Source organism: Paenibacillus sp. J22P59 (assembly GCF_059383895.1).
Window position 1 is genome coordinate 467731 of record NZ_JBXENX010000001.1, and the last position, 20520, is coordinate 488250.

The 20520-nt window shown below is 52.4% G+C and carries 2 protein-coding genes (1 of these 2 only partly in view); both read left to right on the forward strand.

The features are described from left to right. A protein-coding gene (locus AC50YO_RS02105; RefSeq protein WP_494842617.1) for an amino acid adenylation domain-containing protein crosses the window boundary here: on the forward strand, positions 1–13062 show its 3' portion. The gene continues 3594 nt to the left of window position 1, outside the view; the window shows 13062 of its 16656 coding nt (coding positions 3595–16656); the start codon falls outside the window, past its left edge; the stop codon is at positions 13060–13062. A 13-nt stretch (positions 13063–13075) separates the two neighbouring features. Further along, positions 13076–20485: a beta-ketoacyl synthase N-terminal-like domain-containing protein gene (locus tag AC50YO_RS02110; protein WP_494842619.1), complete on the forward strand. Its 7410-nt coding sequence runs from the start codon at positions 13076–13078 to the stop codon at positions 20483–20485. Positions 20486–20520: the final 35 nt, after the last annotated feature.

Sequence of the window (20520 nt, forward strand, 5' to 3'; positions counted from 1 at the left end):
TTCTTTAACCTCTCGCCGAAGGATGCCGGTTTTATGGATCCGCAGCTGAGACTGCTGCTGCTCCATGCCTGGAAGGCGGTAGAGGACGCCGGATACGTGGCGAGGGAGATTCCGCAAACGAGCGTATTTATGACGGCCAGCAACAATGGGTACCGATCCTTGCTTTCTAAGGAGTCGACGGAGAGTCTGGAAACGCCGGACGGCTATGTGTCCTGGGTGCTGGCACAGAGCGGCACGATCCCGATGATGATCTCCCACAAGCTAGGCCTGAAAGGTCCGAGTTACTTTGTGCATGCCAACTGCTCCTCCTCGCTAGTCGGTCTGTATTCGGCGTATCGGAGCTTGCAGTCGGGCGAGGCGAAGTATGCGCTCGTTGGCGGAGCGACCCTGCATACAGGTGGGGGCATCGGCTATGTGCATCAAGCAGGACTGAATTTTTCCAGCGACGGCCACGTCAAGGCGTTCGACGCCTCGGCAGACGGCATGGCGGGAGGGGAAGGCGCAGCGGTGCTCCTGCTAAAGAATGCCGCAGAGGCGGTAGCGGATGGCGATCATATCTATGCGCTGCTCCGAGGCATCGGGCTGAATAACGATGGAGCAGATAAGGTCGGGTTCTACGCGCCGAGCGTTAAAGGCCAGGCGGACGTGATCCGCCAGGTGTTGGAGACGACCGGCATTGATCCGGAGAGCATCTCGTACATCGAGGCGCACGGAACGGGGACAAAGCTTGGCGATCCGATTGAGCTGTCGGCACTAAACACGGTGTACCGGGAGCATACGCAGCAGAAGCAGTATTGCGGAATCGGCTCGGTGAAGACGAATATCGGCCATCTGGACACGGCGGCCGGAATGGCGGGGTGCATTAAGGTCGCGATGAGCTTGTATCATGGCGAGCTGGCACCGACGATCAACTACAAGGAACCGAACCCAAATATGGATTTGGACAACTCGCCGTTCTATGTGGTGGAGAGCCGAAGGAGGCTGGAAGCGAGAGAGGAAGCTCATCGGGCGGCTTTAAGCTCCTTCGGACTCGGGGGAACCAACACGCACGCGATCTTCGAGGCATATCGAGGACCGAAAAGGGAAGAGACGTTCAGCGGTCCGTATCTCATTCCCGTGTCGGCTAAAAACCAGGAGCGGCTAAGGGCATACGTCGAGGCGCTGCTGGACTTCGTGCAAGCAGGCAGACTGGAGAGCGGAAGCCTGTCGGAACTGGCCTGCACCTTCCAAGTGGGAAGGGAAGCGATGGACAGTCGGATTGCGTTTGTCGCAGAGGATGGGGAGGAGCTGAAGCGCCAACTGCAGGCCTATCTACAAGGGCAGGGCGGCAAACGAAGCCTTAACATCTTTGCAGGGGAAAGCAAGCAAGAAGGAGGTTCATTGCTGGAGGATGAAGAAGACAGCAATGCGCTGGTCCGCGCCTGGATCACTAGGGGCGAACTAAGCAAGCTGGCTGAGGCGTGGAGCCGGGGAATGGCCGTCGACTGGACACTGCTTTATCGGGAAGGAGCGAAACCTCGCCGGATGAGTGTGCCGACGTATCCTTTTGCCCAAGAGCGCTATTGGCCTCGTCCCGTCCAGTCTAAAGCACAACAATTCATGGGTCCTTCTTTATTACATCCGATGCTTCATCAAAACACATCTGTTTTATCCGAGCAGCGATTTACTTCGATTTTCACAGGCAAGGAATCATTCATTGCGGACCATGTCATTCAAGGAATGACTCTCGTCCCGGCTGTAGTGACAATTGAGATGGCACGAGCTGCCGCTGAACAAGGGATCGAAAGGGTCGCTGATTGCGGCATGTCCATTCGTCTCCGCAATGTCGTATGGGTTCGTCCGATTGAGGCGTCTCCAGATCGGTCAGTTCAAGTAAATGTCGGTCTGTATGAGGAAGAGAACGGACAGATTGTATACAGCATGTACGGCGGACCTCAGCTGTCAGAGGCTGATCCGCTTCTATACAATCAGGGCGTGGTGGAATTTGTTTCGTTTACAGATGTTCCAAACCTCGATCTTGCAGAGATCCGGCAACAGTGCAGCCAGGAACAGATTTCATCGGAACGGTTTTATGAAAGCATGCTGGGGGCTGAGTACGGTCCCGTTTACAAGGGTGTTCAAGCCGTTTATATGGGCGAGGATCAACTGCTGGCAAAGCTAACGCTTCCGAATTCGGCTGCGCATACACTGAATTCCTATGTTCTGCATCCAAGCATGATGGACGGCGCTTTGCAAGCAGCGGAATATTTGCAGAATGTGACGCGGGCGCGTCATCTCACCGAAGGCGAGGCATTCCTTGCCGCACTGCCATTCGCTCTTCAAAACCTTGAAGTGTTCGGAAGCTGCCAGCCCGACATGTGGGTGCATGTGCGATTTAGCGAAGGAAATAAAGCGGGGGACATCATACAAAAGGTAGACATAGATTTATGCGACGACATGGGGGCTGTTTTCGTTCGCATGAAAGGATTTTCGACACGGGTTCTGGATGGAGCAGCTCTTTCGGAGGAAGCAACTGATCCAGCGGGTATCATGATGCTCGAACCGGTCTGGGTAGAACAAGTTTTGACGCCGCCGGATACGGAAGTAATTTCCTATGCGGAGCATACGGTTGTGCTTGTGGAAAGCGCGGCAGTGCTGCGAGACGGTATCGAATCCCGTATGGAGGGCGTAAGTCTCGTCATACTGGATCAAGGAACGGGTACGCCCGCCGAGCGATTCCGTTTCTATGCGGAGCAGATATTCGGACGCATTCGAGCTGCGTTTGATCTAAGGTCTCAAGACCGTATGCTGATCCAGATTGTAGTTTCGGCAAAGGACGAGCAGCAGCTATTTACCGGACTTACGGGGATGCTCCGAACTGCCCGTTTAGAGAACTCCAAGCTGATCGGGCAATTAATCGAGCTTCGGAGCACGGTAGATTTCAATGCGATTCCTGAAAATCTGGAAAAGGATAAGCTGAGTCCAAGTGACGTCCATATTCGCTACGATAAGGACAAGCGGTATACAGCCGATTGGCGTGAAGCGATGACTGTGCCGAGAGAGGGAAATCTCCCATTGCCTTGGAAAGATGGGGGCGTTTATCTGATCACGGGAGGGGCTGGCGGTTTAGGCAGATTGTTTGCGAAGGAAATTGCACACCGCAAGACACAGACGGCTTTGATTATTGCCGGACGGTCAGCACAGGATGCCAAGATCGATAGCCGTCTGGAAGATTTACGTGGAATTGGCGCTCAGGCTCTTTATAAACAGGTGGATGTAACCGACAGGGATGCGGTGTTCCAATTGATTCGGGAGATTCGAGAAGAATTTGGCCAGCTCGATGGCATTCTCCACACTGCGGGTCTTATCAAGGACAGTTACATCATCAACAAAACGAATCAAGAATTCATGGATGTCATGGCACCGAAGGTAACCGGTCTGGTTCATCTGGATGAGGCAGTTCGAGATTGTGAACTTGACTTCTTCATTCTTTTCTCCTCTGTATCGGGAAGCTTGGGAAGTGCGGGCCAAGTGGATTACGCTGTGGCGAACACGTTCATGGACGCCTTTGCCGAGTACCGCAACGAACTCGTCTCCCACAAAGCCCGGCAAGGCCGGACTCTATCAGTCATTTGGCCCCTTTGGAAGGATGGCGGCATGCAGATCGATGCAGCAACAGGGGAAATGGTAAGGCAGCGGACGGGAGCCGTTCCGCTCGAAACGAGCTCGGGCATGGAGGCTCTGTATAAGGCATGGACTTTGGATTCCAATCGGATACTGGTCCTGGCGGGTAATCAGCGGATGATGAGACAGAAACTGCTCTCAGCCAAGAAAGAGGTTCGGACACCAAGTGTGAGAACGTTGATGGACACCGGAAGCTTGGAGAACCGGGTACGTGCGGCTTTGCGTCTGCAGGTGTCTCAGATTCTCCAAGTAGACAAGGAGGAACTCAACGATGACACTGAGCTGACCCGCTACGGGTTGGATTCCATCTCGATGACCGATTTGACCAATAAGTTAAACCGCTCCTACAAACTTGAGCTTACGCCAACCCTCTTTTTCGAGCACTCAACCCTGCGTGAGCTCGCGGCCTATCTATCAGCCGAACATCAGACTGTTTTGGCCGAGCAGTTTGCTTCACACAGCAAGTCATCCATTTCGGCTGCGCCAACCATTACGCCTCCAGATCAATGGCACGATACAGAAGAAGTACGGCCACATCAGGCCCTTCCACAGCGGCGCTCAAGGCTCGCGATCTCCTCAGCGCCGCAGGAGCAAAAGCAGCACATAGGAGCCACTGAGCCGATTGCCATTATAGGGTTGAGCGGCATTTTTCCAAAGGCCAAGGACGAGCAGGAATACTGGATGAATTTAGTGTCGGGAGCAGACTGCATCACCGAAATTCCCAAGGATCGCTGGGACTGGCGGGATTATTACGGAGACCCGTCCAAAGAAGCGAACAAAACGAACGTCAAATGGGGCGGATTTATAGAAGGCATTGCCGAATTCGATCCGCTGTTCTTCGGCATCTCGCCACGGGAAGCGGAACAGATGGAACCGCAGCAGCGTTTGCTGATGACCTACGCCTGGAAAGCGGTAGAGGATGCAGGTTATTCGGCGCAAAGCCTTTCGGGAACGCAGACTGGCGTCTTTATTGGAACGGGCAACACCGGCTACGGAGCACTGATTGCCAAAACGAATGCGGCCATCGAGGGGGCTTCGGCAGCCAACATGAGTCCGTCTGCAGGTCCGAACCGAGTCAGCTACTTTATGAATCTCCACGGACCAAGTGAGCCGATAGATACGGCGTGTTCCAGTTCGCTCGTCGCTATCCATCATGCTGTCAGCGCAATCGAAGACAACGTCTGCGAGATGGCAATAGCCGGAGGCGTTAATACTATTATTCTCCCCGAGGCTTATATTAGCTTTGATAAAGCCGGCGCCTTAAGTAAGGAAGGAAGAAGCAAGGCATTCTCGGACCGCGCTGACGGTTTCGCGCACGGCGAAGGCGCCGGAATGGTCTTGTTGAAGAAGCTGAGCGCAGCGGAACGGGACGGGGATCATATTTATGGCGTGATTCGAGGCACGGCGGTGAACCACGGGGGACGCGCGAATTCCTTGACGACGCCGAACCCGAAGGCGCAGTCGGAGCTGCTGCAGACGGCGTACACCAAAGCGGGGATCGATCCGCGTACGGTCACGTATATTGAAGCGCATGGTACAGGGACGTCGCTTGGCGACCCCATCGAAGTTAACGGCCTGAAGTCTGCTTTTCAGGAGCTGTACCGGAAAACCGGGGACAGCCAGGTGGTTGACAGGCACTGTGGACTGGGCTCTGTGAAGACGAATATCGGGCATCTGTCTCTGGCTGCCGGTGTGGCGGGAGTGATCAAAATCCTGCTTCAACTGAAACACAAAACGCTGGCGAAAAGCCTGCACTGTGATACGCTCAACCCTTACATTCAACTGGAAGGCAGTCCGTTTTACATTGTACGGGAAACGCAGGAGTGGCGAGCGCTGAAGGACGCGCAGGGCCGAGAACTACCTCGGCGAGCAGGTGTCAGCTCCTTCGGCATTGGCGGCGTGAATGCTCATGTGGTTATAGAGGAGTATGTGCCGGAGGATGCAGCCGCTACGATTATGGATCAACCAGTCGTTCTGGTCTGGTCGGCGAAAAATGAAGAGCGTCTTAAGGAACAGGCACGGCAGGCAGCGGAGTCTATCGCGGAGGGACGCTATACGGACAGCGATCTGCTTAGGATAGCCTACACGCTGCAAGTGGGACGGGAAGCCATGGAAGAGCGGCTGGGCATTCTAGCGGGTTCAATAGCGGAACTGAAGGAGAAGCTGAAAGGCTTCTTGGAGGGCCAGGACAGCCTAGAGGATGTGTACCGGGGACGCGTTGATAAAGGTTCGATGCACATGCTGACCGCCGATGAGGAAATTCAAGAAGCGGTCGGAAAATGGATGCAGCGCGGAAAATACGGAAAGCTGCTGGAATTTTGGGTGAAAGGATTAAACGTGGACTGGGAGAAGCTGTACGGTGCGAATCGACCGCGCAGAATTCCGCTGCCGACGTATCCGTTTGCCAAGGAACGCTACTGGGTTGGAGATGGCGCGAGCAAGGTAAGTAGGAGCACTACAGGTCTGAGCGCCATGAACGCTGGGTCCTCCGCAATGGTTCTGCACCCTCTGCTGCATCGGAACACCTCCGACCTGAGGGAACAGCGGTTCAGCTCGACTTTTACTGGCGGGGAATTTTTCCTTGCCGATCATGTTGTGAAAGGACAGCCTATTTTGCCTGGGGTTGCCCATCTGGAGATGGCTCGCGAAGCAGTGCGGCAGGCCGTCGGCGATTGGGTTGACGCTCAAGCGGAAATTCGACTCAAGAACGTCGTTTGGATTCGTCCGATCATCGTGACAGAACAACCGGTGCAAGTTCATATCAGCTTGCATCCTAGAGAGGACGGGGAGCTGGCGTACGAGGTGTACAGTCATTCGGAAACCGCCGATGGTCAACCTATCCTGTACAGCCAAGGCAGTGCCGAGGTTAGCTCCGTCTCCCAGAATCCGATAATTGAGCTCAGTCGCCTACAGGCGGCAAGCAGGCCAAGTGCTTTTACCGTACGTGACGTGTATGACACCTACAAGAGAATCGGCTTCGACTACGGACCGGCATTTTGCGGAGTGGAACAGGTTTATATGGGAGAAGACTTCCTGCTTGCTACGCTGTCTCTGCCTTCCGAAGTGCTCGATTTTGCCGATTCTTATGTGCTTCATCCGGGATTAATGGATTCGGCTCTGCAGGCATCCAGTCTTCTCGCACATTCGGAAGATGTGCCATTGATGCTGCCTTTTGCTGTGGATGAGCTTGAGATATTCGGCAAATGTACGTCTGGCATGTGGGTATATGCCCGGCACAGCGCAGGCAGCAAGTCTGGAGACAAAATAGCAAAACGGGATATTGAGCTGTGCGATGAGCACGGCCGGGTCTGCGTTCGGCTCAAAGGCTTGTCCTTCAGGGAGGCCGAAGTGGAGCGGAATCCGGACAAGGGGGCAACGCTCCCGGTAACCCTTGAAACATTCATGCTGGAGCCAGTCTGGAAACCACAAGCCGTCGAGGCGTCGAGGACTAGTCTAGAATATGCTCGGCATTTGGTAATTCTTTGCGGAATGACGGAGCTCAGTAGTAGGGAAATTGATAACGCTCCGAGCGGGATGCAGTTCATTCAATTGGCGTTTGGCCAGCAGGGAGTGGCAGAGCATTTCCATTCTTGTGCAGAGCAGGTCTTCGAGATTATTCGGGATCTTCTCACCGGGAAGTCGAAAGAACGCGTACTACTCCAAGTGGTGGTCTCTTCGCAGGGCGAACAGCAATTGTTTGCGGGGCTGTCGGGGCTGTTGCAGACGGCTGAACTGGAGCATTCCAAGCTTACGGGACAAACGATTATATTGGATGCGGAGATAACGTTCGAAGAACTTGTTGCCAGATTGGAAGAAAACAAGCACAGCAGCAAAGAAAAAAGGATCCGCTATCAAATAGGACAGAGATGCGTCGTGGACTGGAATGAAATGAAAGCGCTCGGGGATCATGCTCCAGTCCCTTGGAAAGACGAAGGGGTCTATCTTATTTCTGGCGGGGCGGGAGGGCTTGGCTTCATCTTTGCCCGTGACATCGTGCGCCAAACAACACGCAGCACCCTCGTTCTTGTGGGACGTTCAACCTTGAGCCCAGAACAGCGGGGCCGGATTCAAGAGCTTGCGGCTACAGGCGCGAAGGTTGTGTACAGGCAGGTGGATGTGACGCTGGAAGAAGACGCCCATTCATTGATCGGCGACATACAACGGGATTATGGCAAGCTTGATGGCATTCTTCATAGTGCAGGCATTATAAAAGATAATTATCTCGTCAACAAAACGACGGAAGAAATGCAGGAGGTTCTCGCGCCTAAGGTGCGGGGACTCGTGAATCTAGATGAAGCAACCAAGGAGCTGCCGCTTGATTTCTTTATTCTATTTTCCTCTCTGGCGAGCACATTTGGAAGCGCTGGGCAAGCAGATTATGCGATGGCCAACGCTTTTATGGACGCTTACGCTACGTATCGGAATTCTCTGATTAAAACGCTATATCGCCACGGGCACACCCTTTCGATCCATTGGCCTTACTGGAAAGAAGGCGGCATGAGGGTTGATGCCGAAACGGAATTAATGACACGGCAGAGATACGGCATCACGGCCATGCGGACATCAGCTGGCATTTCGGCGTTGTACCAAGGGTTAGCCTCTGGCAAAAGCGAGGTTCTGGTTATGGAGGGCGAGCTGACTCATATCAAACAGCAGCTTCCATCAATGGCGCTGGAACAAGCGATTCCTCCGACAGCTGTTATTGAAATTAAGGAGCCTTTGATTACGCCAGCGGGTGACGCGGGAAATTTGGCGGATAAGGTGTTGTCTGCTCTGAAGCTCGAAGTGTCCAAACTACTCAAGATTAAAGTGGATGCGATCGATGTCGACTTGGAATTTAACGAATACGGCTTTGACTCCATTACCCTGATCGAGTTCGCCAACAAGCTGAACATGCTGTTCAAGCTTGAGCTGACACCAACCGTATTTTTCGAATATACCAGCCTTCGGGCGGTCATGGATTATTTGACCAATCAGCATCAGGCGGCGATGGCGGCGCAATTTGCCATCTTACAGCCTCAAACCCGGAGCACTGTCCAGCCTGTAGAAACGAAAAACGCTAACGCGGAATCCTTGCAACGACGGCACTCGCGTTTCGCTAGCTCCGCAGCGTTTGCTACTCCGAAGCATCAGACTGGTGTCCCCGAACCGATTGCTGTTGTAGGGATGAGTGGTATTTTCCCAGGAGCTGAGGATGTGCACGCATACTGGAGCAAGCTGGAAGCCGGGGAAGACTGCATCACCGAAATTCCCAAGGATCGCTGGGACTGGCGCGATTATTACGGTGATCCGGTTAGGGAAGCTAACAAAACGAACGTCAAATGGGGCGGATTCATTGAAGGCATCGCTGAATTCGATCCGTTATTCTTCGGCATCTCGCCACGGGAAGCGGAACAGATGGAACCGCAGCAGCGTCTGCTGATGACCTATGCCTGGAAAGCGGTCGAGGATGCGGGTTATTCAGCCCAGAGCTTATCGGGAACGCAGACTGGCATCTACATCGGAACGGGTAACACCGGTTATAGCTCTCTTCTTACAAATGAAGATATCGAAGGTTCTTCCGCTGCCAACATGAGTCCGTCTGCCGGTCCGAATCGAGTCAGCTACTTTATGAATCTCCATGGTCCTAGTGAACCGATCGACACAGCTTGTTCTTCTTCGCTCGTCGCTATCCATAATGCGGTCCGGGCTATTGAGGACGGTACCTGTGAAATGGCCATAGCCGGGGGCGTCAATACGTTAGTAACGCCGCAAGGCCACATTGCCTATGATAAGGCCGGCGCCTTGAGCAAGGAAGGAAGATGCAAGACGTTCTCGAACAATGCCGACGGCTTTGCGGCCAGCGAAGGAGCAGGGATTCTATTCCTTAAGAAGCTGAGCGCAGCGGAACGGGACGGGGATAATATATACGGCGTAATCCGCGGCACGGCGGTGAACCACGGAGGACGCGCGAATTCTCTGACGACGCCGAACCCGAAGGCGCAATCGGAGCTGCTGCAGACAGCGTACACCAAAGCGGGAATTGATCCGCGTACGGTCACGTATATTGAAGCGCACGGTACGGGGACGTCGCTGGGCGATCCGATTGAAGTTAACGGCCTGAAGTCTGCTTTTCAGGAGCTGTACCGAAAAACCGGGGATAGCCAGGTGGTTGACAGGCACTGTGGACTGGGCTCCGTGAAAACGAATATCGGTCATCTGTCTCTGGCAGCGGGAGTGGCGGGAGTGATTAAAATCCTGCTTCAACTGAAACACAAAACGCTGGCGAAGAGCCTGCACTGTGATACCCTCAACCCCTATATCCAACTGGAAGGCAGTCCGTTTTACATCGTACGGGAAACGCAGGAGTGGCGAGCGCTGAAGGACTCGCAAGGGCAAGAATTGCCCCGGCGGGCAGGTGTCAGCTCCTTCGGCATTGGCGGCGTGAATGCTCACGTGGTCATCGAGGAGTATGTGCCGAAGGACGCGGCCGCAGCGATTGTGGATCATCCGGTCGTTCTGGTCTGGTCGGCGAGAAATGAAGAACGTCTTAAGGAACAGGCACGGCAGGCCGTGGAGTCTATTACAGAAGGGCGCTACACGGACAGCGATCTGCTCAGGATAGCCTATACGCTGCAAGTAGGCCGGGAAGCCATGGAAGAGCGGCTTGGCATCCTAGCGGGTTCGATGGCAGACCTGAAGGAGAAGCTGGAAGGCTTCTTGGAGAGCAGGGAAAGCCTGGGGGATGTGTACCGGGGACGTGTTGATAAAGGTGCAATGCACATGCTGACTGCCGATGAGGAAATTCAAGAAGCAGTCGAAAAATGGATGCAGCGCGGGAAATACGGAAAGCTGCTGGAATTTTGGGTCAAAGGGTTAAACGTGGACTGGGAGAAGCTGTACGGCGAGAGTCGACCGCGCAGAATTCCGCTGCCGACGTATCCGTTTGCTAAGGAACGGTACTGGGCTGGCGATGGTGCGAGCAAGGTAAGCGGGAGCGCTACAGTTCTGAGCGCCACGAGCGCTGGAGCCTTCGCAGCGGTCCTGCACCCTCTGCTGCACCTTAACACCTCGGACTTGACGGAACAGCGGTTCAGCTCGACGTTTACCGGACAGGAGTTTTTCCTTGCCGATCATAAAGTGATGGGCAAGCCGGTATTGCCCGGTGTGGCGTATCTTGAGATGGCGCGGGAAGCTCTGATGCACGCTGTTAGAGGGGCGAAGAACGACAGAACTGGACTTCGAATCCGCAACATGGTCTGGATACAGCCCCTGACGCTCGGCGACGGACCTATGCAGACGGAGATAGGTCTTTCTCCACAAGATAACGGAGAGATTGCTTTCGAAGTCTACCGTGAGCCTGCTGGCGATGAAGGAGAACGAATTATCTATGGTCAAGGCAGAATGGCAATCGGCCTAACGGAAGAGCAACCGATGCTGGATCTGAAGTCACTGCTTTCCCAGTGCAGCTCAAGCACGCTTAGTTCCCAACAATGCTATGAAATTTTCAAATCAATGGGGATTGATTATGGTCCTGGACACCGGGGAATCGAGAGCGTGTACATGGGAGAGGATCAAGCGCTGGCTAAGCTGTCTCTGCCTGACTCATTGGCGGAGACTGCCGATATATTCGTGCTTCATCCCAGCCTGCTGGATTCTGCGCTGCAGGCGGCTATCGGGGTAAGAATGGATAACGCCGGCGAGCCGCTGTCGCTGCCTTTTGCTCTGCAGGAAGTGGATGTTTTCGGTACATGTACGCCAAGGATGTGGGCCTATGTCAGAAGATCGGTAGACAACCATGATAATATGCAAAGGCTGAATATCGACTTGGCGGACGAACAGGGTCTAGTGCGCGTACGTATCAAAGGGATTGCCTCACGAGAACTGGAAGGGGGAGGACCATCTCGCATCAAGACGAGACAGATTCCTTCAGAAAGTACTGGCGAACCGGTCGATAACGTCCACTTATTGACACCTGTCTGGGATACGGTGAAAGTCCATAGTCACCAAGCATTCCCGGTTTCAAGTGATCGGGTTCTGATCATCGGAGGGGATGACAATGATATCGTGCGCATTCGGGAAATGTATCCAGAAGCACAGCCGCTTCAGATTTATCCTTTAGAATCCGTGGACAAGATGGCCAACCAGTTGGAAGCCTTGGGGATCGTCAGCCATATCGTGTGGATTGAGCCTTCATTGCCTGCCGGGCGTAAATATGGAGATGAAGGGTTCGGACGGTCAGAGGAAAGCATTCTGCCAATCTTTAAATTCTTGAAGGCCGTGCTTCGCTTGGGATACGGCAGTAGGAAAATAAGCTGGACGGTGGTTACAGAACGTTCCCAGCTTGTTCTGAAGTACGATCAGATAAATCCGACCCATGCGGGCATTCATGGCTTCATGGGTTCGGCGGCCAAGGAATTTTTGGACTGGCATATTCGGCTGATTGATGTGGACGATAGACGCTGCCTTCCTATGGAAGATCTCTTTAGCTTTCCTGTGGATTCACAAGGAGAAACTTGGGGTTACCGAAACCAGGAATGGTACAGACAGCGCCTGATTCCGGTTCAGTCTCGCGAATATTCCACTTGCTTATACAGGCAAAAAGGTGTGTACGTCGTGATCGGGGGAGCCGGGGGAATAGGTGAAGCATGGAGTGAGCATATGATTCGTACGTATCAGGCACAGGTGATCTGGATCGGCAGGAGAAGCAAGGATGAATGGATTCAAGCCAAGCTGGATCGTTTGGCGGCCTTGGGCCCTGAGCCTCTCTATATTGAAGCCGATGCGACTGATCGTACGGATTTGCAAAGAGCCTACGAACAAATTAAGCGCAGGCATCCGCACATTCACGGGGTGATTCATTCTGCTATCGTTCTTTCGGATCAAAGTCTTGCCAACATGGAGGAAGACCGTTTTACCCAAGTATACTCGGCCAAAGCGGATGTTTGCGTGCAGATTGCGGAAGTGTTCGAGCAAGAAACACTTGATTTCGTATTGTTTTTCTCCTCCATTCAATCCTTTGCAAGGGCGCCGGGACAGAGTAATTATTCGGCTGGCTGCGCCTTCAAGGACGCTTTCGCCCAGCGGCTTTCGCAAGATTGGTCCTGCGCAGTGAAGATCATAAACTGGAGCTATTGGGGAAGCGTCGGGATCGTCGCCTCCAAGGAGTACCAAGAGCGGATGACGCAGGCGGGCGTTGGCTCCATCGAGCCTTCGGAGGCGATGAAGACATTGGATATGCTCCTGGGAGGACCTTTGGACCAGCTCGTTCTCATGAAAACGACGTCCCCGGTCACGAAGGAGACAAACGATGCAAAAGAATGGGTAACGGTATATCCGGAGAGTTCCGGCGTAAATTTGAAAACTCTTCGCAGCAGCTATAAGTTGGGTGACCAGAAAAAGATACAGTTGATCCATTAAGGGGGAACCGAGCATGCAAAATGTGGAACAGCTTCTTTGCAAGATGGTATGGGGTCAACTGCAGTCAATGGGTCTATTCACGGAAACGCATTCCGTGGTGAACTTTAGCTCGGATACCGGACTGTCTGGCTATTATGGCAGATGGTTTCGGGAGACCGCAGCGATTTTGGCTCGAAATCATTATGTATTGCAAGAAGGAAACGCCTATCGGGCTGTGGACCCTACCCTGCTCGATAGCAAATCGCTGTGGAGGGAATGGGAAGCGGAAACCGCCGAATGGCTGGCTGACCGCAATAGAAAAGCGATGGTCGCACTAGTTGACGCAACCATAAAATCCTTGCCGGATATTTTGTCCGGCAGGGTTCCTGCTACCGATATTTTATTCCCGGGTTCCTCCATGGCGTTAGTGGAAGGCGTCTACAAGCATAATCCCGTAGCGGATTACTTCAATGAAGTACTGGCGGATACATTAACCGCTTATCTGCAGGAAAGATTGAAGCAGGAGCCCGGCGCAAAGATTCGCATTTTGGAGATCGGGGCAGGCACGGGCGGTACCAGCGCGATGGTGTTCCAGAAGCTCAAACCCTACCAGAAGCACATCCGGGAATACTGCTATACGGATTTGTCCAAAGCCTTTCTGCATCATGCGGAGCGGGAGTACGGACAGGAGAATCCTTTTTTGACCTATAGCATTTTCAATGTGGAAGAGCCGGTCGCATCCCAGGGGATCGATGCAGGCGGCTATGATGTGGTGGTCGCAGCGAACGTGTTGCACGCAACTCCAAACATTCGTCAAACGCTGCGAAACGCCAAGGCTCTCCTGAAAAACAGGGGATTGCTACTGCTTAACGAGATTAGCAGCAACAATCTTTTCTCCCACCTGACCTTTGGCCTGCTTGAAGGCTGGTGGTTGTACGAGGATCCTGAGCTGCGCATTGACGGCTGTCCGGCTTTGCTTCCGGAAACGTGGCACAGAGTGCTCGAATCCGAGAACTTTCGGAACGTCACATTTATGGCTGAGGAGGAACATGGGCTGGGTCAGCAAATCATCGCTGCAGAAAGCGACGGCGTAATTCGGCAGATGCAAGCGCTGGCTGACTTACCGAACATGTCAAAGGGACCGGAACCGTTGCTTCGGAAGGAGGTGTCTACTACAAGTTCTATAACAATCGCAGTGAATCCGGCCGCTGCTCCAGAGAATCTGGCGTCTCAGACCCTACAAGCTGTGAAGGAGATACTGGGGAAAGCAATTAAGCTCTCCCCTGACAGGATCGATTCTGTGACTTCGTTCGAAAAATACGGTATCGACTCGATTTTGCAGGTGAGCTTTATTCGTGAATTGGAACAGTTGACGGGCGAGCTTCCCAAAACGGTTTTGTTCGAGCATCCGAATGCGCAGGAACTCACCAGCTATCTGTTAGGCCATCATAGGGAGACCTTACAACGACGGTTGGCGCTGTCAACCAGCGAAGTACCAGAACAAAAAACTCCCGTTGAACCGTTAGCTGCGTTCAAACGAGAAGACGCTGCACGGAGTGTTCATGAGCTGTTCCAACAAGCGCCTGCTTCAGCATATCAGGTAAGGTCCGATCGTTTTGTAAAGCCGCAAGAAGCAGCGAGGTTTAAGCTAGATAGCGAAGGCGAGACAACGGCAGGTGAACAGCACGAAAAACGAAACGAAATCCGGAACGAAGGACAAAATGACAATACGAAGGATGGAGCAAACGACGATATCGCGATCATTGGCATCAGCGGTCGCTATCCGCAGTCGGAGTCGCTGGAGGAGCTGTGGAGGAATCTTCAAGCAGGACGCAATTGCATTACAGAGGCTCCGAAGGAGCGTTGGCGAAATTCGCTCATCCGGAGATTATCGGCCGAAGAACCGTCAATTCCGGAGAAGCAACAAACCTATGGCGGATTTCTGAAGGGAATTGATCGGTTCGATTATCAATTGTTTGAGACCGATCGCCGGCAAGTGATGGAAATGACGCCGGAGCTCCGCTTGCTTCTGGAAGTGGTATGGGAAACTTTCGAACATGCAGGCTATGGCAGACTCCGCCTGAACGATTTGCCGAACAAATCGTCGAAAGGCGTCGGAGTGTTCGTCGGCAATATGTACAATCAATATTTTTGGAGCATTCCTTCGTTGAAGCAAGCTGTACTTAGTTCCAACGGAACGGACTGGCATCTGGCGAACCGTGTCTCTCATTTTTTCAATCTGACCGGCCCAAGCCTGGCAGTAAGCTCCGCTTGCTCCAGCTCGATGTCGGCGATTCATCTGGCTTGCGAAAGTCTGAAGCAGCAGAGTTGCTCGATGGCGATAGCCGGGGGGATCAACCTGACTTTAGACGAGTCGAAATACGAGGTGCTGAATCGCGCAAATCTTTTGGGCAGCGGGAAGGAGAGCAGAAGCTTTGGCGACGGCAACGGGCTAATCCCGGGGGAAGGCGTCGGAGCGGTCTTGTTGAAGCCGCTCGCTATGGCATTGCAAGACGGCGATCCCATTCATGCCGTGATCAAGAGCAGCGCCGCCAATCACAGCGGAGGCAGGCAGATGTATACGGCTCCAGATCCGAAGCAGCAGGCGCGCCTGATGGCGGATTCACTACGTCTAGCTGGAATCGATCCCTCAACGATCGGATATGTTGAATCAGCCGCCAATGGCTCGGTACTGGGAGACTCGATCGAAGTGATTGCCATGCAGCAGGCATTTTCCCAGTTTACGGACAAGAAACAGTTCTGCGCATTAGGCTCTATCAAATCAAACTTGGGCCATTTGGAGGCGGCGTCTGGCATATCGCAGCTCACAAAAGTAGTTTTGCAGCTGAAGCATGGCACCCTGGTGCCTACAATCAATGCAAATCCGATTAATCCAAACATTAAAATAAGCAATACCGCATTTTATCTTCAAGAAACAGGCGAACGTTGGAAGCAGATTCAAGATCCGCGCAGCGGAAAGGACTTGCCTAGAAGAAGCATGATCAACTCCTTTGGTGCAGGCGGGGCGTATGCAAATTTGATCGTGGAAGAATACGTCAGGGAAGCTCCTTCTAACGCAAGAGGCTTGGTAACGCCGCCGCAATTTTTGATCATCTTTTCGGCAAAGACGAAGTGGAGCCTCTTGCAATATCTCGAAAAAATACGAAGCTTCCTGAAGGATAACGCTTCTCTGGATATGAATGTTCTTGCGCAATCTCTGCTCAAATTGAACCATGGGTTGGAGTTCCGAGTGGCCTTTGTGACCTCATCGGTTCGCGAACTGACGGAACAGTTGGACTGGTTCCATGAGTCCGCATCCTCCTCGACAGATCGCAGGGTGTATACCTCCCTGGACCAACAGGTCCATTCTGTGTTCGCGGAAGCGCCGAAGATCCGGACAGCATTGGCAAATAAAGAGTTTCGTTATCTCGCGCAGCGCTGGACAGAAGGGATTTCAATCGATTTCGAGCTATTGTATGGGGATCAACCATCCTTCTGGATGGAGCTGCCGCATTATGCATTCGACCACGGGGTTGTCTTCCAATTCGAAGAAGACACGCCCGATAAGGGGGAGCGTGAGGTCACAGCGGCGATAAGCTGCAATTACGACGATCCCTACTTAAAGGGCCACAAGGTAAATGGCGACCGGGTTTTGGTCGGTGCCGTCCTAGCAAGCTTGGCCGTTGAAGCGCTTTTCAACAAGTTTGGGGGACATAACGAAGCTTGCATCCGCAAGCTGCATTATCTCGAACCTGTGAAAGTGGAGGAACATCAAAAAGCGGAGCTAGAAACAGTCACGTTTCCTCATGAAGCTTCGAACGATTTCCAAATTGTGTACCGGCGAAGCCCTTCGGAAGCTTGGAGGATAACGGCGGCGGGGCAGTTCGGGACATTGGCAGCAGAACTATCCAGAACAAGAAAAGACATCTCTTACATCCTTGACTCGCTTGATTCTGTCCCTTCGTTAAATGCCATCTACGAGAGGGGGGAGGACACAGTCCAGTGGGGGCAGCTCTTTAGAACATTGACACAACTTTATGCAAGTCACGAGGAACTGCTTGCCAGAATTGTTTTGAAATCTGACCCGTCAGAGGAAACACACGATTATATCGTGAACCCGCTTATTACCAATAGCGCTTACTTAGCTATGCTTTATTTAGTGAAACAAACGGGTGTAGAGGGAAGCTTCGTTCCATTTGGCATTCAAGAAATGCAAGCAGTTAAGGACAAGACATTCGCGGAGGGCTGGCTGCACATTAAGTTGACGAAAAACTCTGGAGAGATGTTGGTATTTGATGTGGAGGCAATCAATGAAGACGGAGATACGGTGGTTCGTTATTTAGGCTATTCACTGAAACGAATGGCTTTGAGACCTGTCATTCAACCGCTACAGGATGCTTTCTTGTATTCGAATGATTTCAACCATAATAAGGATGATGTCTTCCAAGCAACTATTTTCCATTATCTAGTAGATAAACTCGCAAGATCTGCCGATCTTCCTACCATATCTAATAGTGAAGCAAACCTTATGGAGATGGGACTCGATTCTGCCTGCCTGCTGGCACTGACCCGCGACATCGAAAGGGACACGGGCATCGAATTGAACCCGACGTTGTTTTTTGAATATCCGAATCTAAAAGAGCTTGTCGATTTTTTCTCAACCAATCACCGCGAGGCATTTATTCCGTTATTAGAACGTGCGCCGAAGTCGACAAAGCCTAATATCCCCCAGCACAAGATAATAAGTATGCAAGAATCTGCTGTCTATCATTCGGAGGCAGTCGAGAAAAATGCCCGCGAGGAGATAGCAATCATCGGGATGTCAGGCCAATTTGCGGGCTGCGAGAATGTAGCGATGTTTTGGGAGAAACAGATCGACAAAAAGCCGCCGGGCGAGGAGGCGACAGGTCGTTTAAAAGGAAGCGGGTTGAAGAAATACGAAGAATTCGAGCATTCGTTCTTTGGAATTTCTGATGATGAAGCTTCGTTATTGGAGCGACAGCATTATTTCCTGCTGACCCATGCTTGGAAAGCGATAGAGGATGCCGGAATCGTGCCGCAGACCCTATCAGAGAAATCCACGGGTGTATTTGTCGCTCTAGGCATAACAGAATCGCGTCTTACAGTTACCGAATCGGAGGATCAATTTCATCAGCGCGATGCGCTGCCCTCTCGGATGTCGAATACACTTTCTTTCGTATTCAACCTGCGAGGACCGTGCGAATCTTACGAAGCTGATGCTTCTTCTTTCTTTGTTGCCTTAAACCGTGCGATTCAAGCTATACGCGGCAAGGAATGTGAGCAAGCGCTGGTTGGAGAGTCCCAAGTCGGAAGCGATAATGCCGGAGTTATCCTTCTTAAGCCCCTACAGCATGCCATTGAAGACGGCGACCCTGTCTATGCGGTTATTAAAGGTACAGCGATATCGCATGGAGGCAGAGGTCCATCCGTTCATGCCTCTAGTCCAAATGGAATGACAGACGCTGTAATGTCAGCCTACCGGGCTTCCAATCTAGATCCTCGGACTACGGGTTATATGGAAGTGCACGGTTGGAACCCTATATCGGAGGATGCTGCGGAGCTGAAGGCGCTGGCAGCCGGATACAGGCAGCTCATCAGCATGAATCCGATCGATATACAGGAGGACGTGCCGCGGTATGTCGGTATGATAGAGCCGATATCTGCGATGGCCAGCTTTGTTAAGGTCGTTCTGACGTTGCAGCATTTCGTCCTTTCAGGGACTCCGGGAGTTAGTCCAGCTGATGGAAAGGCGACTGTGGAGGATACTTCCTTCTGGTTCAGCGAAGAAAGTCTGGCATGGCAGGCTTTAAAGAACGCCGAAGGAGGTTTCATTCCGAGAAGAGCAGATCTTAGCCACTCATCGCCGGGTGGCATGAATGCCTGTGTTGTGATGGAAGAGTACATTTCTTTGCTACCGAAGCCCGTTGCGGATGAGGGGCTGCGTTCCGCCCAGATCGTTATCTTATCGGCGAAGACGAAAGAACAATTGCACGAATCTGCTCGGCAGCTGGTTACTTACGCGCAGCGGCCAGCTGGAGTTGCGCTATCGGATGCAGCCTATACACTTCAGGTCGGGCGCGCGGCGATGGAGTACCGGTTGTCCTTGGTGGTCGCCACATGGGAAGAATTGGTTCAAGTTCTGCTCGAATATTTGGAATCTGTGAGGACGAGCGGTAAGCTGCAATCGTCTCTGCCTGTATACGAAGGTCGTCCTATGGAAGACCCGACAGGCTTCCGTAGCTTGCTCCATGGAAATTTGGGAGAGTCCGTATATCGTACGCTTTATGAAGAGCGTGATTATGCCAAGCTTGCGCATTGCTGGGCGCAAGGGGGCGAAGTGCCGTGGAAGAAGCTTCGGAATGGTGAAAATCGGATTAGAATCCACATGCCGACGTATCCTTTTGTGCGGAGTATAAGTATGGAGCAGACACCTAAGAAGAAGCGACCCGGCAAAACGGCGGCAACCAAACCATTGACAGGGGCTAGCGTAACGGATCGTCCCAACACGTTTCCCGAATTAGTGCAACTAAACCGGAGAATGGAAGGACAGCCCGTATTTTGGCTTCATGGCGGTGTTGGCGGTGTGGAAATGTATCAAGCTATTGCGGGGAAAAGCGATCGGCCGTTTTACGGAATTCAGGCAAGCGGTTATATGAACGATCGCTCTCCGATCAAGGGGATCGAGAAGATGGCCTCCTACTATATAGAAATCATCCGATCCGTGCAGGCAGAGGGCCCCTATGATTTGGGCGGTTTTTCTCTAGGAGGGATGTTGGCTTACGAAATCACACGGCAATTGCAGCAGGAAGGAGACCAGGTTCGAACCATTGTCATGATCGACTCGCCGTTCAGCATCCTGTTTGAAGAAAATAAGCCTTCCACCAAAACGTTGATATTGCAAACGGTCAATACGATGCTGGCTTCCGTAACCAAAAATCCGAAAAATATGACCCAAACCCTCATCAATCGGGACGATGTGAATGTACATGGGAAGGACGAGGCGTTTTTGGAAGAGATGATTCTGCTTGCCAGGTCACGGGGACTGAAAAAAACGGAAGCGCAAATTCGCAGTCATCTCCAGAAAAACATTCACATGCAAAGAGCTTACGAGTTTGAGGAGTATAGAATCTCACCGCTCTCGCGTGCCGAAGAAGTGAGCTGTTATTATCTTAGAAACAAAAGCGGCATTTTCCTCGGTTCCTTGGAGCCGTTTCTCACAATTGAAGAGGACAAAGTAGCGCTCGATCAAACAGCTTATTGGGAAGAGTGGCAGCGGCATATTCCCGACTTTCGGATGATTGATGTGGAAGCTTCCAATCATATGATGATGCTGATGGAACCTAAGGCAATGTCCGTAATCTCGGAATTCTGTGAGGAAATCTACTCGAACATTGATGCAAAAGTGAATTTGACAACTAGCTAACCGAACAATAATAGTGCTCTTGATTTGAAATCTAT